The 23,446-nt window shown below is 72.2% G+C and carries 22 protein-coding genes; 14 read left to right on the forward strand and 8 right to left on the reverse strand.

What is annotated here, in order from left to right; genetic code table 11:
- The first annotated feature begins 2 nt into the window (after positions 1-2).
- The 4 genes from ACLJQM_RS45045 (at position 3) to ACLJQM_RS45060 (ending at position 2,500) form a co-directional block, all read left to right on the forward strand.
- Positions 3-215 carry a bacteriophage holin gene (locus tag ACLJQM_RS45045; RefSeq protein ID WP_360782022.1) on the forward strand — a complete coding sequence of 71 codons (213 nt, stop codon included), beginning with the start codon at positions 3-5 and terminating at the stop codon, positions 213-215.
- A gap of 31 nt (positions 216-246) precedes the next feature.
- Positions 247-561 carry a Sec-independent protein translocase subunit TatA gene (gene tatA, locus ACLJQM_RS45050; RefSeq protein ID WP_360781920.1) on the forward strand — a complete coding sequence of 105 codons (315 nt, stop codon included), beginning with the start codon at positions 247-249 and terminating at the stop codon, positions 559-561.
- Between the two features lie 86 nt (positions 562-647).
- Entirely contained in the window at positions 648-1,619 is a 972-nt protein-coding gene (tatC, locus tag ACLJQM_RS45055; RefSeq protein ID WP_360781922.1) for a twin-arginine translocase subunit TatC, read from the forward strand.
- Positions 1,619-2,500 carry a diacylglycerol/lipid kinase family protein gene (locus tag ACLJQM_RS45060; RefSeq protein WP_410636283.1) on the forward strand — a complete coding sequence of 294 codons (882 nt, stop codon included), beginning with the start codon at positions 1,619-1,621 and terminating at the stop codon, positions 2,498-2,500. Before tatC ends, ACLJQM_RS45060 begins: the two co-directional genes overlap by 1 nt.
- Before the next feature lie 462 nt (positions 2,501-2,962).
- Here ACLJQM_RS45060 and ACLJQM_RS45065 read toward each other — a convergent pair whose 3' ends face one another.
- On the reverse strand, positions 2,963-3,538 hold the full coding sequence (locus ACLJQM_RS45065; protein WP_360781926.1) for a hypothetical protein: 576 nt from the start codon (positions 3,536-3,538) through the stop codon (positions 2,963-2,965).
- Between the two features lie 148 nt (positions 3,539-3,686).
- Between ACLJQM_RS45065 and ACLJQM_RS45070 the strand changes: the two genes are divergently transcribed.
- From ACLJQM_RS45070 to ACLJQM_RS45085, 4 genes are all read left to right on the forward strand, one after another.
- On the forward strand, positions 3,687-6,464 hold the full coding sequence (locus tag ACLJQM_RS45070; RefSeq protein WP_360781928.1) for a DEAD/DEAH box helicase: 2,778 nt from the start codon (positions 3,687-3,689) through the stop codon (positions 6,462-6,464).
- Between the two features lie 160 nt (positions 6,465-6,624).
- Positions 6,625-7,398, forward strand: a complete 774-nt coding sequence (locus ACLJQM_RS45075; protein WP_247023280.1) for a DUF4333 domain-containing protein — start codon at positions 6,625-6,627, stop codon at positions 7,396-7,398.
- Between the two features lie 69 nt (positions 7,399-7,467).
- The gene (locus ACLJQM_RS45080; protein ID WP_410636284.1) at positions 7,468-8,670 is read left to right on the forward strand and encodes a GNAT family N-acetyltransferase; all 1,203 of its coding nucleotides are present in this window, start codon (positions 7,468-7,470) and stop codon (positions 8,668-8,670) included.
- Between the two features lie 42 nt (positions 8,671-8,712).
- The gene (locus tag ACLJQM_RS45085) at positions 8,713-9,927 is read left to right on the forward strand and encodes a GNAT family N-acetyltransferase (RefSeq protein ID WP_410636285.1); all 1,215 of its coding nucleotides are present in this window, start codon (positions 8,713-8,715) and stop codon (positions 9,925-9,927) included.
- Between the two features lie 317 nt (positions 9,928-10,244).
- On the opposite strand, the gene ACLJQM_RS45090 is transcribed toward ACLJQM_RS45085, so the two are convergent.
- Positions 10,245-11,189, reverse strand: a complete 945-nt coding sequence (locus ACLJQM_RS45090; RefSeq protein ID WP_360781936.1) for a 5'-3' exonuclease — start codon at positions 11,187-11,189, stop codon at positions 10,245-10,247.
- Between the two features lie 205 nt (positions 11,190-11,394).
- On the opposite strand from ACLJQM_RS45090, the gene ACLJQM_RS45095 reads away from it, so the two are divergent.
- The 4 genes from ACLJQM_RS45095 to ACLJQM_RS45110 are packed head-to-tail and all read left to right on the forward strand — an operon-like array spanning position 11,395 to position 13,546.
- A complete protein-coding gene (locus tag ACLJQM_RS45095) occupies positions 11,395-12,537 on the forward strand; it encodes a M24 family metallopeptidase (RefSeq protein WP_360781938.1) in 1,143 nt (380 codons plus the stop codon).
- Positions 12,534-12,989 carry an Lrp/AsnC family transcriptional regulator gene (locus ACLJQM_RS45100; protein WP_247023285.1) on the forward strand — a complete coding sequence of 152 codons (456 nt, stop codon included), beginning with the start codon at positions 12,534-12,536 and terminating at the stop codon, positions 12,987-12,989. Before ACLJQM_RS45095 ends, ACLJQM_RS45100 begins: the two co-directional genes overlap by 4 nt.
- 46 nt (positions 12,990-13,035) lie before the next feature.
- Positions 13,036-13,260, forward strand: coding sequence for a hypothetical protein (locus ACLJQM_RS45105; RefSeq protein WP_410636286.1), 225 nt, complete (start codon positions 13,036-13,038; stop codon positions 13,258-13,260).
- Positions 13,247-13,546 carry a hypothetical protein gene (locus tag ACLJQM_RS45110; RefSeq protein WP_247023286.1) on the forward strand — a complete coding sequence of 100 codons (300 nt, stop codon included), beginning with the start codon at positions 13,247-13,249 and terminating at the stop codon, positions 13,544-13,546. Before ACLJQM_RS45105 ends, ACLJQM_RS45110 begins: the two co-directional genes overlap by 14 nt.
- A gap of 82 nt (positions 13,547-13,628) precedes the next feature.
- On the opposite strand, the gene ACLJQM_RS45115 is transcribed toward ACLJQM_RS45110, so the two are convergent.
- On the reverse strand, positions 13,629-14,708 hold the full coding sequence (locus ACLJQM_RS45115; RefSeq protein ID WP_410636287.1) for a GDSL-type esterase/lipase family protein: 1,080 nt from the start codon (positions 14,706-14,708) through the stop codon (positions 13,629-13,631).
- Between the two features lie 329 nt (positions 14,709-15,037).
- Complete coding sequence (locus ACLJQM_RS45120) at positions 15,038-15,940, reverse strand: LysR family transcriptional regulator (RefSeq protein WP_410636288.1); 903 nt, start codon at positions 15,938-15,940, stop codon at positions 15,038-15,040.
- Between the two features lie 96 nt (positions 15,941-16,036).
- On the opposite strand from ACLJQM_RS45120, the gene ACLJQM_RS45125 reads away from it, so the two are divergent.
- Positions 16,037-16,876, forward strand: a complete 840-nt coding sequence (locus tag ACLJQM_RS45125) for an oxidoreductase (RefSeq protein WP_410636289.1) — start codon at positions 16,037-16,039, stop codon at positions 16,874-16,876.
- Between the two features lie 87 nt (positions 16,877-16,963).
- Here the strand turns inward: ACLJQM_RS45125 and ACLJQM_RS45130 are convergent, their stop codons facing one another.
- The 4 genes from ACLJQM_RS45130 to ACLJQM_RS45145 all read right to left on the reverse strand — a co-directional run bounded on the left by ACLJQM_RS45130 (position 16,964) and on the right by ACLJQM_RS45145 (position 21,326).
- Positions 16,964-17,308: a VOC family protein gene (locus tag ACLJQM_RS45130; protein WP_410636290.1), complete on the reverse strand. Its 345-nt coding sequence runs from the start codon at positions 17,306-17,308 to the stop codon at positions 16,964-16,966.
- Between the two features lie 85 nt (positions 17,309-17,393).
- Positions 17,394-18,062, reverse strand: coding sequence for an ABC transporter ATP-binding protein (locus ACLJQM_RS45135; RefSeq protein WP_410636291.1), 669 nt, complete (start codon positions 18,060-18,062; stop codon positions 17,394-17,396).
- Positions 18,059-18,751 (reverse strand): ABC transporter ATP-binding protein, encoded by a 693-nt coding sequence (locus ACLJQM_RS45140; protein WP_247023292.1) that lies wholly within the window; start codon positions 18,749-18,751, stop codon positions 18,059-18,061. Before ACLJQM_RS45140 ends, ACLJQM_RS45135 begins: the two co-directional genes overlap by 4 nt.
- Positions 18,744-21,326, reverse strand: coding sequence for an FtsX-like permease family protein (locus ACLJQM_RS45145; RefSeq protein ID WP_410636292.1), 2,583 nt, complete (start codon positions 21,324-21,326; stop codon positions 18,744-18,746). The genes ACLJQM_RS45140 and ACLJQM_RS45145 overlap by 8 nt, the downstream gene beginning before the upstream one ends.
- A 308-nt stretch (positions 21,327-21,634) precedes the next feature.
- Between ACLJQM_RS45145 and ACLJQM_RS45150 the strand changes: the two genes are divergently transcribed.
- Positions 21,635-23,350, forward strand: coding sequence for a glycosyl hydrolase family 18 protein (locus ACLJQM_RS45150; protein ID WP_410636293.1), 1,716 nt, complete (start codon positions 21,635-21,637; stop codon positions 23,348-23,350).
- Positions 23,351-23,446: the final 96 nt, after the last annotated feature.

A 23,446-nucleotide genomic window follows, 5' to 3' on the forward strand; every position in this document is an offset into this window, starting at 1 on the left:
GCGTGCCGTACCTGCCCACCGTCGTGCTCGCCGCGATCGGCCTGCTGCTGCTCGTCGTCCTGCTGGTCCGGACCGTCAAGGTCTTGCGTGCCTTCCGGCGGACCGCAAGCATGGTGGCTGAGAACACCCAGGATCGGACGGGATTGATCCGCGCCCGGTCGGCCGCGCTGCGCGTCGCTTTCGCGGAGCGCCGCCGGAAACCCGAAAACCAGTAACATCCCTACCAGACGCAGATAGGAGGCCACCATGCTGAACGGATTGCAGCCGTGGCATTTGATCATCTTGGTGCTCGTCGTCGTGCTGCTGTTCGGGGCCAAGAGGCTTCCCGACGCGGCCCGGTCCATCGGCAAGTCCATGAAGATCTTCAAGGCCGAGACCAAGGACCTCACCGGCGACAAGGCCGCGGCGGCCGAAGACGCGGAGCCGGTCGAGACGAAGCAGATCCCGGCCAAGCCCGTCGCACCGGCTTCGACCGACCAGCAGGTCGCCGACCTGCAGCGGCAGCTCGACGAGCTGAAGAAGCAGCAGGCCGCCGACCAGCCGCAGAAGAACGCCAGCTGAGCGGCTGAGCCGCACCCGGTCCCCGGTCCACGGAGCGCGCCCGTCGCGGCGCGCTCCGGCGGACTCCGACGAGAACGGAACAACCCGTGGCGGAATCCGCCTCCGGAAACGGTGACAACCGCCGGTCCAAGCGGCGCAAGCGCAGCCGTCGGACCAACCCCGACGGCACGATGACGCTCATCGAGCACATCTACGAGTTCCGCCGCCGTCTCGGCTTCGCGATGCTCGCGGTCGTGATCGGCGGGATCCTCGGGTTCATCTGGTTCGGCACCAAGGTCGGCCCGATCCCGTCGCTCGGCGACCTCGTCAAGGACCCGTACTGCGCCATCCCGCCGAACCGGCGGCTGGACAGCGCCGAAGGGTGCCGGCTGCTGCAGACCGTGCCGTTCGAGGCCTTCATGACGCAGCTGAAGGTCGGCATCGCCGCCGGCGCCGTGCTCCTCTCGCCGGCCTGGCTGTACCAGCTCTGGGCGTTCATCGCGCCCGGTCTGTACAGCAAGGAGCGCAAGTACGCGCTGACGTTCGTCGGGTTCGCGTCGGTGCTGTTCGCCGCGGGCGCTGTGCTCGCCTACATCCTGTTCCCGCACGCCCTGCAGCTGCTCATGGGCTTCGGGCAGGACGCGTTCGTCACCGCGCTCACCGCGGACAAGTACATCTCGTTCCTGTTGTCGCTGCTGATCATCTTCGGGATCAGTTTCGAGCTCCCGCTGCTGGTGGTGATGCTCAACCGCGTCGGCGTGGTCAAGTACGCGCAGCTGAAGAAGTGGCGGCGCGGCATCGTGTTCGCGCTGTTCGTCTTCGCGGCCTTCGCCACCCCGGGTTCGGACCCGTTCTCCATGCTCGGCCTGGCCGGTGCGCTCACCGTGCTGTTCGAGATCGCCGTGCAGATGGCGCGCTTCCACGACCGCAAGCTCGAAAAGGCCCGCGGCGACGAGGGCTGGGACAAGCTGGCCGACGACGAGGCCGCGCCGTTCGACTACACGCCGAGCACCGTCGACGACGAGCCGTCCACGCCGACCGCTTCCGGCGGCCGGTCGAGCACCGACGACGTCACGTAGTGGGGATCCACGCCGCGCTCGCCGTGCACCCGGCCTCGGGGCACGGCGCCGCCGCCCGGATCGCCGACACGGTCGCGGAGCGGCTGCGGGCCGCCGTGGACCGGCTCGACGTGCTGGTCGCCAACTCCGTCGAGGAGTCCCGCGAGCTGATGCGGACCTCCCACGACGCGGGCCTGGACGTGCTGATCGTCCTCGGCGGTGACGGCGCCGCCCACCAGGGCGTCCAGTTCTGCGCGAACCACGACGTGGCCCTCGGCCTGGTCCCGGCGGGCACCGGCAACGACTTCGCCCGCGCCCTCGGCGTCCCGGCCGAGCCGTTGACGGCGGTCGACGCGCTGGTGGCGGCCCTGAAATCGGGCGCGCGGCGACGGCTCGACCTCGGCCGGATCGGCGACACCTGGTTCGCGACCGTCCTGTGCGCCGGCTTCGACGCGAGCGTCAACGAACGCGCCAACCGGATGCGCTGGCCGTCCGGGCCCCGCCGCTACGACCTGGCGATCCTGGCCGAGCTGGCGTCCTTCCGCTCCCGCCCGGTGGTCATCGACACCGGCACCGCGCGGATCGAGCTCGACGCGACCCTGGTCGCGATCGGCAACACGCGCTTCTACGGCGGCGGCGTCCCGATCTGCCCGACGGCCGACCCCGAGGACGGCGTCTTCGACGTGACGATCATCGGCCACGCCACCCGCCGCGGCCTGATGCGGATGCTCCCGGGCCTGCGCACGGGCAAGCACGTCACCCACCCGGCGGTCCGCACGCTGCGCGCCCGCTCGGTCGCCCTGACCGGCAACAGCTGGCCCGCGTACGCCGACGGCGAGCCCCAGGGCACGGTCCCGGTAACGGTCAGCTGCGTCGCGGGCGCCCTGACCGTGCTCGCTTAGGGCCAGTTTCTCGTTGATCGCCGCGACGTGCACAGTCGCCTCGTAGCGAACCGCGAGCTTGTCGAACCGCGTGGCCACGCCCCGGTTGATCTCACACTCGAACGCGTGCCGCTGCTTGTAGATCTGCGGATCGAACGTGGGTGGCCGTCCACCGCCGGCACGGGTGATCTTGATCCCGGCCAATACCGCCTCGAACTGCGGCGAATCACCTCGCTGCCCCACGGTCACCAGCAGCGAGAGTGGTTTGTGTCCTTGCTCGGTGGCCAGGTGCAGCTTGGTGGTCCAGCCGCCCGGGTCTGCAACGCCGCCAGGATCAGCGCCCACACACCGGTGCGCTGCCGGCGCCGAACAGGCCGTAGACGGTTTGCCAGCAGCCGATGCGGGCGGGACGTCACGTCAGGGCGAGCCGACCACGAGGTCCCCGGTGTTCTCGATCTTCTTGGTCGTTGATCGATACAGGCCCTAGCTGTCGTAGCCGCCCGCGCGGGCCACCAGCTGCCGGAAGTGGGCCGGGGTCAGCAGCCGCCCCGTGTCGGCGAAGTACACCCCGCCGCAGCGGTGGCAGAACCAGCCCTGCTCCCACACCTGCTGGGCCGCCGGCACGCCCTTCTGCTGCTTGCGGTGCGCCCGCACGCGGCGGACGTAGAGCCAGACCAGCACGCCCACGGCGAGGTACACCCCGAACGCCGGCAGCGAGAGCACCGCGTAGCCCAGCGCCCGGGCACCCTCCCCGCCGGGCGGCGGGTCGTCGGCCGCCGAGAACGGCAGCAGCAGGAAACAGCCGCCGACCAGCGCCAGCACGATCACGGCCGCCATCAGGCCGCCGCTGCGGCGCGGTGGGGGAAAGGGGTCGAGGGAGCGGGCGACCGCGGTGACCGAGATCCCGCTGACCTGGCTGCGCGTGTAGACGACGCTGTCGCCGGCGGGGACGGCGACCATCGGGCCCTGGCCACGGTAGAAGGAGTGCCCGCCGTGGTAGACCGCCGGCACGTGCTGCACCTGGTCCAGCTGCCCGCAGCTCGGGCACGGTTCGGTCATCGGGACCTCCTTCCGCCGCTCCGACGCACCCGCCGGCGATCCGGTTCCCGGTGAACATCCATGTGTATAACGCCCTATACTGCGGCGCACGCCACGCCGTCGGTCACGCGGCGTGCGGAACGACAGGGAGATGTGAAACCCTGACGAGGTGGCCAGTAGCCCTTCTCCGTCCCCGGCCGAGGCCTATGCGGCCTCCTCGCGCCGTGGGAAGTACCCCCAGCTGACGCGCTTCGCCGCGGAGGCGTCCTTCGAGTTCGACGATTTCCAGATCCGGGGGTGCGAAGCCCTCGAAGGCGGCCACGGTGTGCTGGTCTGCGCACCCACCGGGGCGGGCAAGACCGTCGTCGGCGAGTTCGCCGTGCACCTGGCGCTGGCCGAGGGCCGCAAGTGCTTCTACACCACGCCGATCAAGGCGCTGTCGAACCAGAAGTACACCGACCTGGTCGCGCGCCACGGCGCCGACGCCGTCGGCCTGCTGACCGGGGACTCCTCGATCAACGGCAACGCCCAGGTGGTCGTGATGACCACCGAGGTGCTGCGGAACATGCTCTACGCCGGCTCCTCGACGATCACCGACCTCGGTTACGTCGTCATGGACGAGGTCCACTACCTCGCCGACCGGTTCCGCGGCGCGGTCTGGGAAGAGGTGATCCTGCACCTGCCCGAGCACGTCCGCGTGGTCGGGCTGTCGGCGACCGTCAGCAACGCCGAGGAATTCGGCGAGTGGCTGGTCGAGGTGCGCGGCGACACCGCGGTCGTCGTCGACGAGCACCGGCCGGTGCCGCTGTGGCAGCACATGCTGGTCGGGAACCGGCTGCTGGACCTGTTCGCCGGCGAAGACGTCCACCTGCCCGGCGCCGAGCTGCGGATCAACCCGACCCTGCTGCGCCGTACCGAGGAGATCGGCCGCCAGTACGCGCCGGCCGGGTTCCGCGGGCCGCGCGGGCGCCGGGGTGCGCCGTCGCGGATGCCGCGGTTCCGGCCGCCCTCGCGCGTCGAGGTCGTCGAGCAGCTGGACCGGGCCGGGCTGCTGCCGGCGATCGTGTTCATCTTCTCCCGTGCGGGCTGTGACGCCGCGGTGGCGCAGTGCGTGCGGTCCGGGCTGCGGCTGAACGGTCCCGGCGAGGTCGAGGAGATCCGCCGGGTGATCGACGCGCGGACGTCGGAGCTGCCCGAGGGCGATCTGGGCGTGCTCGGCTACTGGGAGTGGCGGGAAGCGCTCGAGCGCGGCATCGCCGGGCACCACGCCGGGCTGCTGCCGGCGTTCAAGGAGACCGTCGAGGAGCTGTTCGTCCGCGGCCTGGTGAAGGTCGTGTTCGCGACCGAGACCTTGGCGCTGGGGATCAACATGCCGGCGCGCACCGTCGTGCTGGAGCGCCTGGTGAAGTACAACGGCGAAGCGCACGTCGACCTGACGCCGGGGGAGTACACGCAGCTGACCGGCCGGGCCGGGCGGCGCGGGATCGACGTCGAGGGCCACGCGGTGGTCGCTTGGCAGCCCGGGGTGGACCCGAAGCAGGTCGCCGGGCTCGCGTCGACCCGGACCTACCCGCTGCGGTCGTCGTTCCGGCCGGGCTACAACATGGCCGTGAACCTGGTCGCGCAGGTCGGCGCGGCCGAGGCGCGGGAGCTGCTGGAGCAGTCCTTCGCGCAGTTCCAGGCCGACCGGTCGGTGGTCGGCACGGCGCGCCGGATCGAGCGGAACAAGGAAGCCCTCAAGGGGTACGCGGCCGCCATCACCGGCGACTTCGACGAGATGCTGGAGTACGTCGAGCTGCGGGCGAAGATCTCGGCGCGGGAGAAGGCGCTGTCTCGGCAGAACACGTCGGCGCGGCGGGCGGGGACCGCGGAGTCGCTGGAGAAGCTGCGCAAGGGGGACGTCATCGCGGTGCCCGCGGGGCGCCGCGCCGGGCTCGCCGTGGTGGTGGACCCGGGGCTGGACCCGATCCGCGAACCGCGTCCGGTCGTGGTGACCGAGGACCGCTGGTCCGGGCCGCTGTCGGTGGCCGACTTCCCGGCGCCGGTCGAGGCGCTGGGGCACATCAAGCTGCCGCGGCACATCGAGCTGCGTTCGCCGAAGACCCGGCGCGACATCGCTTCGACGCTGCGCAACGCCGGGATTTCGTTGCCGGGCAGGCAGAAGCGGCGGTCCGGGGCCAACGAGGACGGCGAGCTGGCGGCGCTGCGGCGGGCCCTGCGCGCCCACCCGGGTCACGGGCTGGCCGAGCGCGAGGCGAACCTGCGCTGGGTCGAGCGGTACCAGCGGCTGACCGCGGAAACCCAGCAGCTGGAACGGAAGGTGGCCGCGACCACGCACTCGCTGGCGCGCGCGTTCGACCGGATCCTGGCGCTGCTGGGTGAGCGCGGGTACCTGGGCCCGGAGTCGGCCGGGGACGGCGAAGACCGCGTCACCGAGCACGGCCGGCGCCTGACCCGGCTCTACAGCGAGTCCGATCTGCTGGCCGCCGAGTGCATCCGGCACGGCGTGTGGCGTGGTCTCGGCCCGGCCGAACTCGCCGCCGTCGTCTCCACGCTGGTGTTCGAGGCGCGCCGGGACACCGCGGGCGAGCCGCGGCTGCCCGGGGGCGCGGTGCCCGAGGCGTGGCAGGAGACGGCGCGGCTGTGGGTCGAGCTGACCGAGGACGAGCGGCGCCACCGGCTCGACCGCACGCGCGAGCCCGACGCCGGGTTCGCGTGGCCGGTCTACCGGTGGGCGCGCGGCGAATCGCTGGAGAAGGTGCTCACGGCGGCCGAGGCGAACGGGCAGGAGCTGTCGGCGGGTGACTTCGTGCGGTGGTCGCGCCAGGTGATCGACCTGCTCGACCAGATCCGGGACGTGCTGGGCAAGGCCGACCCGGTGGGCGCGGCGGCGGCCGACGCGGTGAAAGCGCTGCGCCGTGGTGTCGTGGCCGCGGGCGCCGCGTGAACTCCGTGTTAGGCCTGCTCGGACGGGGCACAACGGTGAGCGTGGGACACGTGTGCTCGGGTCCGACCTGTGGTTGGATCGCGGGGAACACCGTGCGTACGCGGCTTTACGGCGGTTTCGGGGTGGAGAGCCAGTTGAGCGAAGCAGGCGGAGGCAGACGATGAGCACGCCGTATGGCGGCAACGACCCACAGCAGCCCCAGTACGGGCAGCAGCCGGGCGGTGGGTACCCGCCGAGCGGCCCGCAGGAGCAGCCCCAGTGGGGCCAGCAGCAGCCGCCTTCCTACGACCCGAACCAGCAGCAGTGGGGTCAGCCGCAGCAACCCCCGCCCTATGGGCAGCAGCCGGGCGGGTACGGGCAGCAGCAGCCCCCGCAGCAGCCGCAGTGGGGCCAGCAGCCGCCGCCGTACGGGCAGCAGCAGCCGGGTGGTGGGTACCCGCAGAGCGGTCCGCAGGCCCAGCCCCAGTACGGGCAGCAGCCGGGCGGGGCGTACCCGCAGAGCGGGCCCCAGGCGCAGCCGCAGTACGGGCAGCAGCCGGGCCAGTACGACTACGGCCAGCAACAGCAACAGTACCCCGGCGCGGGCGCGCCGGAGGGCGAGCAGCCGGCGAAGTCCAAGAAGGGCCTGCTGATCGGCGTCGTCGCGCTGGTCGTGGTGCTGGCGGTCGTCGGGGTGCTCGGGTTCGTCGCACCGGGGTTCTTCAAGACGCAGGTCTTCAACAACACCCAGATGCAGACCGACGTGCAGAAGCTGCTCACCGAGACGTACAAGATCGACGGCGTCACCGGCGTGACCTGCCCGGCCGAGCAGAAGGTCGAGGACGGCGCGAAGTTCGACTGCACCGCCACGATCGCGGGCAAGCCGCAGCAGGTGCAGATCACGGTCAAGGGTACGGGCGGGAACTACGAGGTTTCCCCGCCCGCCACCAAGTAGTTCGCGAGGAGTCCGGCCGCCGGGGAATTCCGGTGGCCGGACTTCGTCGTTTCCGGAGATGATCCGGGGATGAGCGACTTCGAGATCCGGACGCTGCGCACGGACGAGCACCGCGCCGCGAGCGATCTGTTCCGGGACACCGTGCACGTCCGCCCGGCCACCGACGCGGAGTGGGAGCGCTCCGGCCTGGCGTACCAGCCCGGTGGGGCGATCGGCGCGTTCGACCCGGAGCTCGTCGGCACGGCCCGGTTCTTCGACGCCGAGCTGACCGTCCCGGGTGGGGCGCGGGTGCCGATGGCCGGCGTCACCGGCGTCGGGGTCCGCGCCGACCGCACCCGCCGTGGCGTGCTGCGCGCGCTGATGGCGGCGCAGCTGGAGGAGTTCGCCGCGCGCGGGGTGGTGTGCGCGAACCTGCTGGCTTCCGAAGCCGCCATCTACGGCCGGTTCGGGTACGGCCTGGCGACGCGGAACCGCACCTACCGCGTCGACCGGTCACGGGCCCGGCTGCGGGCCGACGCCCCGGTCGGCGGCGAGATCGAGCTGCTGGACGCCGATCGGGCCTGGGAGCTCCTGCCCGGTGTCTACGACCGCATCGGGCACCGGCCGGGGATGATGTCCCGGCCCGAGGTGCTGTGGCGCCTCTACGAGGCGCAGTGCCGGCGCCGCAGCGTGCCGATGAAGGCGGTGGTGCACCACGGTCCCGACGGGCCGGACGGGTTCGCGACCTACTTCGTCGAAGGGCTGGAAGCGCACCCGTGGACGAAGGACCTGGAGGTGCCGGACCTGTTCGCCGCCACACCCGCCGCGTTCGCCGGGCTGTGGCGGTTCCTGCTCGGCGTGGACCTGGTGGACCGGATCGTCGCCGAGGAGCGGCCGCTCGACGAGCCGATCGAACTGCTGCTGGCCGACCACCGCCTGCTGAGCGACGACCGGATCGGCGACGAGCACTGGGTCCGGCTCGTCGACGTCCCGAAGGCCTTGGCCGCGCGGGAATACGGGGCCGCCGAGCCGGTCGCGGTCGAGGTCACCGATCCGCTGTTGCCGGCCAACAGCGGCACCTACCGGATCAGCCCGGACGGCGCCGAGCGCACCGGAGAGCCCGCCGCGCTCCGGCTGGACGTCACCACGCTCGCGATGCTCTACCTCGGCACGTGGAAGGCGTCGGCGCTGGCCGGGGTGGGCCGGATCGAGGTCCGCGACCCCGCCGCGCCGGCCGCCGCGGACGTGCTGTTCGGCACGCGATCGGTGCCGTGGAGCGGCTCCCACTTCTAAAACGGGGTGCCGTGGCCGGGGCCGGGCGGCAAGATCGGCGGCATGACCGCCTTCGACGTCCGCCCCATCACCGAGGACGAGCGCCGCGGTGCGTTCGACCTGCTCGGCCGCTCACTGCACAGCAACCGCGTCAGCGACGAGCTGTGGTCCCGCTTCGGGGTTTCGTGGCCGGCTGCGCACAAGTTCGGCGCGTTCGACGGCGACACCATGATCGGGATCGCCAGTTCCTTCGACACCGATCTCACCGTGCCCGGCGGCCGCGCGCTGCCGGCCGCCGCGGTCGACGGAGTCGGGGTCCGCGCCGACCGCACCCGCCGCGGCGTGCTGACCGAGCTGATGCGCGTCCAGCTGGCCGACGTCGCCGCGCGCGGGCTGCCGCTGGCGATCCTGCACGCGAGCGAGCCGACGATCTACGGCCGCTTCGGCTACGGCTCGGCCGCGCTGGGCAAGACGGTCCGGGTGGCGCGGCCCGCGGCCCGGCTGCACGAGCGCGTCCCGCTGCGGGGCGAGGTCCGGATGCTGACGCCGGACGAGGCCGTCGAGGAGATTCCCGGGCTGTACCGGCGGATCGCGCGCCGCCCGGGCACGATCGCCCGCCCGCCGCTGTGGTGGCCGGTGACGCACGACCGGCTCACCGGCGCGGACGGCGACCACGTCGTGGCCGTCCACAGTGGACCGGACGGGGACGACGGATTCGTCGTGTACGAGACCGTGAGCCGCCGTTCCCTGGACACGCCGGACGAGGGCGCGGTGCTGCAGGTCCGCGATCTGCACGCCGACGGCCCGGGCGCGCTGGCGGGACTCTGGCGGTTCCTGCTGTCGGTCGACCTGGTTTCCGCGGTGCACGCCCGCCACCGTCCGCTGGACGAGCCGCTGCCGGCGATGCTGGCCGACCACCGGCACGCGGCCACCCTCGCCGTCGAGGACGACCTGTGGCTGCGGCCGGTCGACGTCGAAACGGCGCTGGCGGCCCGGACGTACCGGGCGGCCGGCCCGGTGGTGCTCGCGGTGACCGACCGCCTGCTGCCCGCCAACACCGGCCGCTACGAGATCGGCCCGGAGGGCGCCCGGCGGACCGGGGCCGCCGCGGACCTGACCCTCGACGTCGACACCCTCGGCATGCTGTACCTGGGGGAGTGGAGTGTCACGGCGCTGGTGCAGGCGTGCCGCGTCCAGGTCGCGGACGCGGCCGCGGTGGCGCGTGCGGACGAGCTGTTCACGACGGTCGCCGCACCATGGTGCGGCACCTACTTCTAGGGCGTGTCCTGTAAGTGGTTGAGCTGGGCCTCTGGTAGTTGTGCCGGTGGTTGGTCGCGGTGAGTTGACGGGCAAGGCGTGGGCGGTGATCGAGCCGTGCCGCCGCAGCAGGGCGGTGGGCGGAGGTGGCGGGATCACCGCCAAGTCATCAACGCGCGGCTGCGGTTGTGGACCAAAGATGGCACCTGGGACGAGATCCCCGACCGGGTGATCGTCAAAGACGACGCCGTCGGCGACCTCGAATGGATCATCTCGGTCGACTCGAGCGCACCATCGCCGCCATCGTGCTCTTGCTCCGATGACTTACAGGACAGCTCCTAGGCGCCGGGGAGGGCCTTGAGGAGCCGCTCGACCGAGTTGCCGAGGTTCCACCGCTCGGCCAGCTCGGCGACCCGCTCGGGGTCGGCGGGCGCCGCGGGCACGGTGTCGGGGCGGGACTGCTCGACCGGCGCGTCGACCGCGACCCGCACGACGGTGGGCGCGACCGCGAGGTAGTCGGCGGCGTCGGAGAGCCGCAGCCGGGTCTTGAGCGGGACGCGGGAATCCCCGGCCGCCGACGCCTCGAGCAGCGCGTCCAGCGAGCCGAACTGCGTGATCAGCTTGGCCGCGGTCTTCTCGCCGATCCCGGCGACGCCGGGCAGCCCGTCGGAGGGGTCGCCGCGCATCATCGACATGTCCGCGTACGCCGGCCCGGCGGTTTCGAGGGGGAGGCTGTAGCGCTCGGCGATCTCGGCCGGCCCGAGCACCTCGGCCTTGGCCCAGCCCTTGCCGACGTAGATCACCGACGCGGGCGACGGCTCGGTGCGCACCAGCTGGAAGAGGTCGCGGTCGCCGGTGATCACCTCGACCGGGATGGTCTTCTCGCGGGTGGCCAGCGCGCCGATGACGTCGTCGGCCTCGTAGCCTGCCGCTTCCGCGGTCGCGAACCCGAAGGCCTCGAGGAGGTCGAGGATGATCGGCACCTGCGGGGTGAGCGTGTCGGGCACCTCTTCGACGTCCGGGCCGCCGCCGGTCTCCTCGGCCACCCGGTGCGCCTTGTAGCTGGGGAGGAGGTCGGTCCGGAACTTCGGCCGCCAGTCCGCGTCCAGGCAGCACACGAGCCGCGCGGGCCGCCGGTCGGTGAGGATCCGCGCGATCGTGTCGGCGAACCCGCGCACGGCGTTGACCTGCGTCCCGTCCGCGGCGCGCATCGAGTCGGGCAGGGCGAAGAACGAACGGAAGTACAGGCTCGCGGAGTCGAGCAGGGCAAGGGATCCGGTCACCCGCACAGCCTCCCACGCCCGGCGACCACCCGGTGCGCACGACGCACCCCGCCGCCGTGAAACCCGGCAGGGGCACCTTCCTGACCGTCGCGGCCGCGGGGGAGGAGAGTGGTGGTGCACCGGGCCGGGTGACGCACCTCGCGGCCCGGCATGTCGCGGCCCCAGGCCGTCCGGCCGGTGGTGCGGCCCGGCTAGGCTCGCCCTCATGTCGCGCCGATCCCTCCACACGCCAGCCCCCGACGCCGCCGCCCTCCGCGCTCGCCTGGACCGCGCCCGCACCGCCGCGGCCGCCGCCGGCACCGATGCCCTGCTGATCGCGCCCGGCTCCGACCTGCGGTACCTGCTCGGGCAGGCCGGTGGCTCGTTCGAGCGGCTCACCACCCTCGTCGTACCCGCCGACGGCACGCCGGCGCTCGTCGTCCCGAAGCTGGAGGCGCCCGGGTACGCCGACGTCCCCACCGACGAGCTCGGCGTCGAGCTGCTCACCTGGGTGGACGGCGACGACCCGTACAAGCTGGTCGCCGACCGGCTCGGCAAGCCCGGCCGCGTCGCGGTCAGCGACTTCACCCCGGCGCTGCACGTGCTGGCGCTGCGGTCCGCGCTCGGCGAGGCCGAGCAGACGCTGGCCGGCCCGGTCGTGCGCGAGCTGCGGATGCGCAAAGACGCCGCCGAGATCGCGTCGCTGCGGGAGGCCGGCGCCGCGATCGACCGCGTGCACGCCCGCGTCCACGAGTGGCTGCGCCCCGGGCGCACCGAGGCCGAGGTCGGCGCCGACATCGCCGCGGCCATCGTCGAGGAGGGGCACGTCCAGGCGGACTTCGTGATCGTCGGCTCGGGCCCGAACGGCGCCAGCCCGCACCACGACGTCTCCGACCGAGTCATCGAGAAGGGTGACGTCGTGGTCGTCGACATCGGCGGTCCGCTGCCCGCCGGCTACAACTCCGACTCCACCCGCACCTACGCCGTCGGCACGCCCCGCGACGCCGACGTGGCCGAGACGTACGCGGTGCTGCAGCGCGCCCAGGCCGCCGCGGTGGCCGCGGTCAAGCCGGGCGTCACGGCCGAGGCCGTCGACGCCGCCGCGCGCGACGTCATCGCCGAGGCCGGGTTCGGCGAGTACTTCATCCACCGCACCGGCCACGGGATCGGCCTGGACGTGCACGAGGAGCCGTACATCATCGCGGGCAACGCGCTGCCGCTGGAGCCGGGCATGGCCTTCAGCGTCGAGCCGGGCATCTACCAGCCGGACCGCTGGGGTGCCCGGATCGAGGACATCGTCATCGTCACCGAAACCGGCGTCGAGTCGGTCAACAACCAGCCGCACGAGCTCGTCGTGCTGGACGCATGACGGTCGGCGGGCTGGAGCCGCTGGACCAGTCGATCGTCCAGGAGCTCGCGGCGGACGGGCGGCGCAGCTTCACCGACCTCGCCGAGCGGGTCGGGCTGTCGGTGTCGGCGGTGCACCAGCGGGTGCGCCGCCTCGAGCAGCGCGGGGTCATCCTCGGCTACACCGCGCGGCTCGACGGCGAGCAGATCGGCCTGCCCCTGACGGCGCTGATCTCGCTGACGCCGAACGACCCGGGTGCGCCGGACGACTACCCGCAGCGGATCCAGCACATCAAGGAGATCGAGTCGTGCTACTCGGTGGCCGGCGACGAGTCCTACATCCTGCTGGTGCGCGTCCAGTCGCCGCTGGCGCTGGAGGACCTGCTGCGCCGGATCCGCGAGGCCGCGAAGGTGTCGACGAGGACCACGGTGGTGCTCTCTACGCCGTTCGAGGGACGTTCGCCGACGTTCTGACGCCGGTGGCCCGCCCGGTGACCGGAGCGCTGGTACGGTAAAAGGTATGGCAACACGTAAGGTCACTCTTTCGCTGGACAGCAGCGCGCTGGAATTCGCCGAACGAGCCGCGAAAGCCCACGGAATCTCGGTCTCGTCCTGGCTGTCGAAGGCGGCCAGGCGCGAGGCGGTTCGCACGGGTTACACCCCGCGGAAGCCGGAGCCGGCCATCGCGGAATCGGACGAGGCCGAGCGCACCGCGGCGGAAAAGGATCTGCGTGCGCAGGGGTGAAGTCTGGACGTACCACCCCCCGACCGAACCGGCCCGGCAGCGCACCGTCGTGCTGCTGTCCTCGGACGGGGTGAACGAGTCCGAGCGCCCCTGGCTGCTCGGCACCGAACTGCTCGAGCGCGACCCGCAGGACATCCTCGGCGTCGCGATCGACGCGCGCTACTGGGTGTCGACGCTCAACCTGACCAGGCTGTACCGGCCTTGGTTCGACGAGCGGATCGCCGAGATCGACCTGGACGTCCAGGAGCGCATCGACATCGCCCTGCGAGCCGCTCTCGATCTTTGAGTGTATAACGCCCTATACCGCCTGGCGAAACGAAAAGCCGTCCCGGCACCGAACCTGAACACCGGCAGCAGACCGGGGAGGCTCAGCGAGCCACGACCTCCGGAGCCGAGTGCAGTTTCCCGTCGGCACCGGCGAGGCAGGAGGCGTTCCCTTCGCCGGCCGCGATGAACTCCGTGACGCAACCGGCGATCGCGGCGTGCCCGGCGGCGTTGGGGTGGAACGATTCCTGCAGTGCGTGCCCGGCGCGGTCGGCTCGGCCGAGGTCGGCCAGCTGCAGGGTCAGGCGGGTGAACCACTCGGTCGCCGGGTTGGCGCCGCCGCTGCAGGCTTCGTGCTTGACGCCGGCTTTGGCGAGGTCGAGGAAGCGCGCGCCGGTTTGCCGCGCGGCGGCTTTGAGGCCGGAGGACAGGACGCCGATCCCGGTTTGGGAGATCCAGCGGAGGTCTTCGACGCGGAACGGGCAGCCGTTGAGGCTGCGGAGGTCTTCGGGCAGGTCCGGGCCGATGGGTGCGGCGTAGGACTGCAGGACGAGCTGGTAGTCGGCGGGGACGTAGCCGGCTTGGGCGAGGACTTTCTTGACGTCGGAGACGGCGGTCGCGACCTTGGGCACCATGGCGTCCACTTTGGACTGCCAGGTCTGCTTGAGCGCTTCGCTGCAGGGCGGGCCGCCGGGGTCGAACCAGGCTTTGAAGCATTCGGTGACCTGGTTGGAGAACTTGGGTTCGTCGTTGGCGCCGACGGCGATGACGACGGCGGCGACGCGGTGGTCCTTGACGAGGGCGGCGAGCTGCTGGGCTTGGGAGCCTTCGGTCCACTGCTTGACGTCGCCGAGCGCGACCTGTTCGGCGGGTGCGCCGGAGCAGCCGAGGTTGATGTGGGCGGTGATGCCGGGGACGGCGATCTTGTCGACGAAGGCGTTGGGCGAGCGGTGGCACCAGTTGCCGCCTTGGCCGTTGGTGGTGGCGGTGTACTGGCCGGCGCCTTCGCCGGAGACGGTGCTGTCGCCCATGGCGACGACGGTGAGCGGCCCGGTCCCGGGTGGTCCTTGGCGGGGTTGGGGTTGGCCGGGTTGGCTTTCGGAGCCGAAGAAGGCGAAGGAGCCGATCAAGAGGGCTACGCAGGCGAGGACCAGGGCCCCCCAGTACCACCGAAGACGTCGCATCGGCGTCGAGTCTACGGTCCGGGTGATCGGCCCGGGGGCGGATGGCGTGCGTGCCCGGTCACTTCGGGAGCCGGGTGGTGGCGAGTGGACGAGGGATCGGGTGAGTGCGGCGCTGGTGGGTTCTCGCACGGGGGTGCCGAGGAGCTTCGTCAGGCCCGATCTGCCGCACATTTCCGCACATTTCCGCGTCTCCACGCGGTGAGGCGGCCGAGTCGCTGCGCTTGGCAGCTACTTTTCTGGGCCGCTACCGCGCGATCCGCCCGGGCGCCGGGATCGACGAGGGGTAACTGCGGGACGGCTCGCTGCCGACGTTCGGCGGCGAAGGCGTTCTAGCCGGCTTGGGTGAGGTCGGTGGTCGCGGCGAGTTCGACGGCGACGTCGGTGATGGTCCGGATCGCGGGGTTGTCGTTGCCGGGTGACCAGACGAGTTCGGTGCGGGCGAGGTCGCCGTCGAGGGGGATGAAGGTGACGCCGGTGCGGCGGAGGCTGTGGGAGGAGCGGGTCAGGCGGGTGACGCCGACGCCGGCGGCGACGAGTCCGGGGAGTCCTTGGACGGTGGTGGCGCGCTGGACGACGTCCGGGGTGAAGCCGGCGGCGGTGAAGTCGGCGTCGTAGGTGCGGTGCCAGGGTTCCCAGCTGGTGCGCGGGGTCAGTACCCAGGGCTCGGCCGCGAGGTCCGCGAGCTTCAGTGCGGCGCGGCCGGCGAGGGGGTGGCCGGTGGGCAGGACGGCGCAGACCTCTTCGGTGAGCAGGGTTCGCGAGGTGAGGTCGTCGACCAGGGGCGGGCGGCTGAAGGCGAGGTCGAAGCGGCCGTCCCGGAGGCCGTCGACGAGTTCGGCGATGGGTGCTTCGGTGGTCGTCACGGCGAGGCCGGGGAACCGTTCGCGGACGGCGCGGACGATCGGGGGCAGCAGGTAGTTCGCGGTGGTGGTGAGGAAGGCGAGGCGGGCGGTGCCGATTTCGCCGCGGACGGCCCGGCCGAGGGTGGTGACGGCTTCGTCGGCGCGGGTGAGCACCGCGCGGGCTTCGGGGAGGAACAGGGCGCCGACGGCGGTGAGGCGGGTTCCGCGGGGGTCGCGGTCGAAGAGGCGGGCGCCGAGGGTGCGTTCGAGGACGGTGATCTGCTGGGAGAGCGACTGCTGGGCGATGTGGAGGCCGGCGGCGGCGCGGGTGAAGCTGGTTTCGTCGGCGACGGCGACGAAGTAGCGCAGCTGGCGCAGCTCGGGGGTCACAGGCGCTGACTGTAGCCGTGGCAGGAGACCGGTGTTGGCGCCCCGGTGGTGATCGTCCGCAGGATGGGAGGGGAATCCACTGGGAGGAACGCAGAGATGACGAACACCGACGGCCGCGTCTGGCTGATCACCGGGTGCTCGGCCGGGTTCGGCCGGGAGATCGCGCTGGCCGCGCTGGCGGCGGGTGATCGCGTGCTGGCGACCGCGCGCCAGCCGGAGACGTTGGCGGATCTTCAGGAGCGGGGCGGTGACCGGGTCCGGACGGCGGCGCTGGACGTCACCGACGAGGGGCAGGTCGACGCGGCGGTGAAGACGGCGCTGGCCGCGTTCGGCCGGATCGACGTCGTGGTGAACAACGCGGGCAACGGCTCGGTCGGCGCGGTCGAGGAACTGACGATGGGCGAGCTGCGCGGGCTGCTGGACGTGATGTTCTTCGGTGCGGTGGCGGTGACGAAGGCGGTGCTGCCGCACCTGCGGGCGCAGGGCAGCGGCACGGTCGTGCAGATCAGTTCGATGGGCGGTCAGCTGTCGATGCCGGGCTTCGGTGCCTATTGCGCGGCGAAGTACGCGCTGGAGGGTATTTCGGGGGCGCTGGCGGCGGAGGTGGCGCCGTTCGGGGTGCGGGTGCTGATCGTCGAGCCGGGCGCGTTCCGCACCGAGTTCGGCGGGGGCCGCATGCACCGCTCCCGCACGATCGACGCGTACGCGGTGTCGACGTCGGGCACGCGGGAGGCGGTGGAGAGCATGGACGGCACCCAGCCGGGCGATCCGGCGAAGGCCGCGGCGGCGATCGTGCGTGCGGTCGGGAGTGCGGACGCGCCGCTGCACCTCGCGCTGGGCGCGGACGCGGTGGAGGCGATCCGGGCGCAGCACGAGGCGCTCGCGGCGGACTTGGCGGCGTGGGAGGACGTCAGCCGGGCCACCGCGCTCGGGTGACCGGGCCCGGCCACATCGCGCCGCCGCAGCGGTGCGATGTGGCGGACCAGTCGCAGCGGGGTGACGTCCTGGGCCACCGCCGCTCGGTCAGTCCTGGAGCAGGCCGAGGACGTTGCCGTCGGTGTCGGTGAAGGTCGCGACCAGGCGGCCGTTGCCGACGTCCTTCGGCTCGTCCTTGACCTTCGCGCCGGCGGTGGTGACTTCGGCGAGCTTGGTGGCGATGTCGTCGACGTGCCAGTAGGTGACCGGGCCGGTCATGCCCTGCTGGGCGCCGTTGGGGACGAGGCCGATGTGCTGGCCGGCGGTGTCGTAGCCGACGTAGTAGGGCGCGTCGGCCTGGGGTTCGGTGCCGAGCAGGGCGGTGTAGACGGCCTTGGCCGCGGCCAGGTCGGTGACGGGGTGCAGGACGGTCTTGATCCCCTGGGTGGTCATCGTGGTGCTCCTGGAATCGTCGGGTGCGGTACGTGGTCGACGCTATTCCCGGCTCGTTGACCTGCGCTTCTCGATTCCTGATCGATCAGTCGAGCAGTGCGGTGAGGACGCCGTCGAGGAGGCGGACGCGGCGGTCGGCGATGCGGTGGACCTCGTCGTCGTGGGTCGCGACGATGACCGCGGCTCCCTCGGCGGCGCAGCGGCGCAGCAGGCGCAGGACGCGCGGGGTGGAGCCGGCGTCGAGGTGTGCGGTCGGTTCGTCGGTGAGCAGGACCCGGGGGCGGCCGGCGACCGCGCGGGCGAGTGCCACGCGCTGCTGCTGGCCGAAGGAGACCTCGAGGGGGTAGCGGTCGCCGAGGTCGCCGATGCCCAGTTCGTCCAGGAGTTCGGTGACGCGCGCCTGGATGTCGGCGGCGGCCGGGCGGGGGACGTCGGAGCGCAGCCGCAGGGGGAGTGCGACGTTCTCGGCGATGGTCAGTTCGTTGGCGAGCCCGAGGGCTTGCGGGAGCACTGCGCAGGTGTGCCACGGGGGCGCGCCGGTGATGGGGATGCCGTCGAGCAGGACGCAGCCGGAGTCGGGGGAGTCGAAGCCGCACAGCAGGGCCAGCAGTGCGCTCTTGCCCGAGCCGGAGCGGCCGGAGACGGTCACGAGTTCGCCGGCGCCGACGCGCAGTTCGAGGCCGCGCAGCACTTCGATGTCGCCGCTGGGGTGGGTGAAGCTGCGGCGCAGGCCCTTGGCTTCCACGAGGGTCATGGCAGCGGTTCCCGTTCTTCGATGCCTTCGAGCGAGCCCTTGTGCAGCCGGGCCACTCGCGCGCCGAGGTCGATGAGGCGGTCGTCGTGGGAGGCGACCAGGACGGCGAAGTCCTGGTCCACCAGGTACCGCAGGGTGTCGAGCACGAGGTCGGCCGAGGCTTCGTCCAGTTGGGACGTCGGTTCGTCGGCGAGGATCACGGTGGAGCGGGCGGCGAGGACGCAGCCGAAGGCGAGCCGTTGCTGCTGGCCGCCGGAGAGCGCGGAGATCTTCCAGTCGCCGGTGCCGTGCAGGCCCAGCTGGCCGAGGATGTCCTCGGCGTTGCAGTCGGTGCCGGCGGCTTCGGCGGCGGCGCGGAGGTTTTCGGCGACGGAGAGGTAGCCGAGGAGGTTGTCGGCGGGGTTCTGGAACACGAGGCCGAGGTGGTGGCGGCGCAGTGCGCGGCGTTCGCGGTGCTTGAGCTTGCGGACGTCGGCGCCCTGGAAGGTCAGGGTGCCGCGGGCGGGTTGTTCGAACAGGCCCAGTACGCGCAGCAGCGTGGACTTGCCGGAGCCCGACGGTCCGGCGAGGACGGTCATTCCGCGGGCGGGGACGTCGATGCTGACGTCGTCGACGCCGGTGACGATCCCGGCGGGGGTCTGGTAGTCCACGCCGATGCCGCGCAGGGAGAAGATCGGTTTTTCAGGCACGGATCAGCTCCGCGGTCCGGGCGGTGCGCACCGAGCGCACCGCGATCCAGCCGGCCAGCGCGACGACGGCCACGCCGATGACGACGACGGTCAGCACGAAGGGCAGCGGGTCGGGTAGTTCGGAGCGGGGTGCGAGGAAGGTCGCGGGGTCGAACCGGGGGACCGACAGGCCGGCCACGGAGATCCCGCACACGACGCCGACGACGATCGCGAGCCCGCTCAGCGCGCCCAGTTCCATGAGGTGGCTGGCGAGCAGGGTCCGTGGCCGCATGCCCATGCGCAGGACCAGCGCGCCGGCGAGGGCGTTCTGGCGTCGCCGGACTTCGACCGCGACCAGGAGGGCCAGGATGGCGACGATGCCGAGGACCGCGCCGAGCAGCGCGACGAAGGAGAACGTCCAGGACACGACGAAGAACGGCAGGCCGTCGAGCGCGGTTTCGCGGCTGACGCGGTTCGGGATGAACACGCCCGCGGAGCGCAGTGCGCTGGTCGCCTCGGCCATCGGGGCGGTGGTCAGCACGCTCCACTTCGGGACGCTGTCGAGCTGCGCGTGGCTGAGCACCGTGCGGGAGACGACGTAGCCGGGTGAGGTGCCGATCATCGGGAACACCGGCAGGTCGCCGGCGGGGACGGCGTCGGGGAGCCCGTCGGGCAGCTGGGTGGTCTGCCTGGCGGTGTGGCCGATGCGGATGACCGGGGTGCCGCGCGGGTCGGGCTGGGAGATCTTGCGCAGCAGCTCGTCCAGGTCGGCGGTGGGGATCCGGTCGGCGGCGGCGCCGCGGGCGAAGGTGGCGGGGTCGACGACGAGCACGACGCTGCCGGTGCCGGTCAGCTCGCCCACGACGGTGCTGGTGCCGGCGAGCGATGCGGGCATGGCGACGTCGCCCATGCCGATCGGGCTGTCGGTGTCGAGGCGTGCGTTGCTGCCGACGAAGACCGCCGACTTGGTGTCGAGCGCCTCTTCCTGACCGTTGGCGATGCCGATCCCGGTGGCGAGGGTGCCCACGGCGAGGGTGCCGATCACGAGCACGCCCGTCACGGGTGCGCGGGCGCCGGCCAGCCGGCGGATCGCCAGCTGCAGCGCCGGGCGTGACCAGAGCCGGGCGCGGTGGGAGGCGTGCAGGGCCAGCCACGCCAGCCGGGCGGTCAGCAGGCCCACGGTGAGCACCACGAACACCGGGTAGGTCAGTGCCAGCGGATCCACCTGCGGTAATGGATTTCCGAGCCGGGATCCGCTGCCGTAGTGGGCGAGGCGGTTCCAGCCGAGCCAGGCCATGCCCGCCGTCGCGAGCTCCCACGGGAAGTACGCCAGCAGCCGGGCCCGGTTGCCCTTGCGCCGTACCCGGCCGAGTTCGAACTCGCGGTGGACGCGGACGGCGACGACGAGGGCCAGCAGCGCCAGCGAGAGCACCAGCGTCCCCGCCGCGACGCCGCCGGCCTGCAGTTCGGCGGCCGGGTCCGGGGCGCCCGGCGGGCCGTAGACGCCGAGCAGCAGCCGGGCCGCGACGGCTCCGGCGGCGCCGCCGGCGAAGATCGGCAGGCCGAGTTCGGCGACGGCGAGCCCGCCGAGGGCGGCCGGGCCGCTGCCGCGGGCGGAGAGCAGCCGCAGCTGGGCGTGGCGGCGCTGGTACCACTGCAGGGCGACGGTGCCGAGGCCGGCGCAGCCGACCAGGACGCTGATCAGCGCGAGCGGCAGGATCGAGACGAACACGTTGTCCTGGGCCTGGCGGGCGATCTGCACCGAGCGTTCGAACGTCGGGACGTCGGCGGCGACGAGGTCGCCGCGGCCCTGGGCGGTCAGGTCGGCGCGGACGTCGGTGACGAGGTCGTGGGAGCGCTGCAGGAGGTCTTCGGCTCCGCTGAGGGTGGTGGGTGGCGGCTCGTAGAACGAGATGTGGAAGTACTGCATCCGGGGCAGGCCGATGGCCTTGACCGCGCTGTCGAACGTCTTCTGGTCGGTGGCGAAGGCGATCGAGTCGATCGGGTCGTTGACCAGCCGGTCGATGACCGCGCCGGACTGCTGCGAGCACCAGAACCGCGGCGGCGGGTCGAGCAGGTCGCCGTAGATGCCGGTCACCGGCGGCAGCGGGATGCCCTGGAGGCTGGGTTTCGCGCCGAGGCCGATGTGCTCGGCGTCTGCGACGACGTTGCCCAGCCACAGCCCGGGTGCGCGGCTGCCCTGCTGCAGGGTCAGGTTGTCCAGCCCGGCCTGGTCGCGGTAGGCGAGGCGGATCTTGTAGTGCGGGTCGCCGTTGAACTCGGTGCCGGGCAGCACGGTCGTGTAGGCGCCGACGACCGGGGCGGCGAAGCCGTGCGCCGGGGCGTGCCGCCGGACGGCCTGGGTGAGGGCCGGGATGTCCTGGACGGCGATGTTGCCCTTGCCGAAGACCGGGCCGTAGCTGTCGGGGCAGGTGATCCCGGTCTGGTAGGTCACCGCCGCGCCGCCGGCCGCGGAGGCCTGCAGGACCGCGGCGGTGCCGAGGAAGCAGGCGAGCAGTGAAGTCACCGCGGCCACGATGAGCGTCAGCGGGCTGGAGAGCGCGGCCTTCGGGGCCGCCCGCCACGGCTTGGTCACTCTGTGTTGTCCAATCTTCCCCCACATCACCCGCATGGACGCGCACGCTACCGGGACTTCCGAGGTGTTGGAACGTTTTTGTCACGATCGTTAATCGCGGGACATGGTCACGCTGGGCTCCGATCATGCGGGAAAGGGACTTTTCCGGCCCGGCCCAACCCCGGCGGCCATCCGGCCGGTTTAGTGGTCTAGACCTTGACGCCAGGATTGGTCTGATCCAATCCTGAAGGCGTTCCCCCGTGCACCGCCGCGGCACGGTCCCCGCCGGCTCTGGAGCGCAGATGCGTCGACGCAGATCCTTCCCCCGTATGTCCGTTTTCCTGGCCGCACTGGCGGTTTCGACCGGTTCGCTGGTCACTGCCGCCGGCACCGCCCAGGCCGCCACGCCGCTGCCCACGCACGTGTTCGCGCCCTACTTCGAAGCCTGGACGGGGGAGAGCCCGGCCGCGCTGGCCCAGCAGTCCGGGGCCAAGCACCTCACCATGGCGTTCATCCAGGCCGCCACCAAGGGCTCCTGCACCGTCTACTGGAACGGTGACACCGGGATGCCGATCGCGAACTCGACCTTCGGCTCCGACATCGCCACGATCCGCTCCCGCGGCGGCGACGTCATCCCCTCCTTCGGCGGCTACACCGCCGACAACACCGGCACCGAGATCGCCGACAGCTGCACCAGCGTCGACTCCATCGCCGCGGCCTACGAGTCGGTGATCACCACCTACGACGTCCCGCGGCTCGACATGGACATCGAGGACAACTCGCTGACCAACTCCGCCGGCATCGACCGCCGCAACAAGGCCATCAAGAAGGTCCAGGACTGGGCCGCCGCCAGTGGCCGCTCCCTGCAGATCTCCTACACCCTGCCCACCACCACCCGCGGGCTCGCCGACAGCGGACTGGCCGTGCTGCGCAACGCCGTCTCCAACGGCACCCGCGTCGACGTGGTCAACCTGATGACCTTCGACTACTACGACAACGCCGCCCACCAGATGGCCACCGACACCCAGACCGCCGCCACCGGCCTGGTCTCCCAGCTTGCCGCGCTCTACCCGGGCAAGACGCAGGCGCAGCTGTGGGCGAGCGTCGGGGTCACCGAGATGATCGGCGTCGACGACTTCGGCCCCGCCGAGACCTTCACCACCGCCGACGCCGCCACCGTCTACAACTGGGCCGTCTCCAAGGGCATCAACGAAATCTCCTTCTGGGCGCTGCAGCGCGACAACGGCAGCTGCCCCGGCGGTGCCGCAGCGGACAACTGCTCCGGCATCGCCCAGGACACCTGGTTCTTCAGCCACGCCTTCGAACCCTTCACCGGCGGCACCTCCGTACCCGGCAACGACTTCTCCGTCACCGCGAACCCGGCCTCGGCCGCCCTCGACCCCGGCAAGTCCGCCACCGCCACGATCGGCACCGCGGTGACGTCGGGCTCCGCGCAGCAGGTCGCGCTGTCGGTCACCGGCGCACCCGCCGGCGTCACGGCGTCGGTCAGCCCGGGCACGGTGACCGCGGGCGGCACCGCGACGCTGTCGGTGAGCACCACGGCCGCGGCCGTCCCCGGCGTCTACCCGCTGACCGTCACCGGCGCCGCCACCTCCGGCAGCCACAGCACCACCTTCACCCTCACGGTCAACGGCACCCCGCCCGCCGGCGGCGTCGTCAACGGCGGCTTCGAATCCGGCGCGCTGAGCCCGTGGAGCGCCGCCGGCGACGCCATCGTCGCCACCCCGGCCCACTCGGGCACCAAGGCACTGCAGGTCGTGCCGACGGCCTCGGCCACCGGCGAGGCCGCGCAGAACGTCACCCTCGCCCCCAACCACGCCTACACGCTCAAGGCGTGGGTCCAGGGCAGCTACGCCTACGTCGGCGTCCGCGGCGGGGCCAGCGCGAGCACGTGGACCTCGAGCAGCGGCTGGACCCAGCTGTCGGTGCCCTTCACCACCGGCGCGTCGGGCGCGGTGACGGTCTACGTCCACGGCTGGTACGGCCAAAGTGCCCTCTACGCGGACGACTTCAGCATCAGCTGAGGCGTTCGGCGGTGGCCCGGTTGCGCAAAGCGGAGGTTGGCCGGGCCGCCGCGGGGCGAAAGACTCGCGAGAGGACCTTTCGCCCTGCCAGGAGGA

It is taken from the genome of Amycolatopsis sp. cmx-4-83, assembly GCF_046548815.1.
Classification (GTDB): Bacteria; Actinomycetota; Actinomycetes; order Mycobacteriales; family Pseudonocardiaceae; genus Amycolatopsis; species Amycolatopsis pretoriensis_A.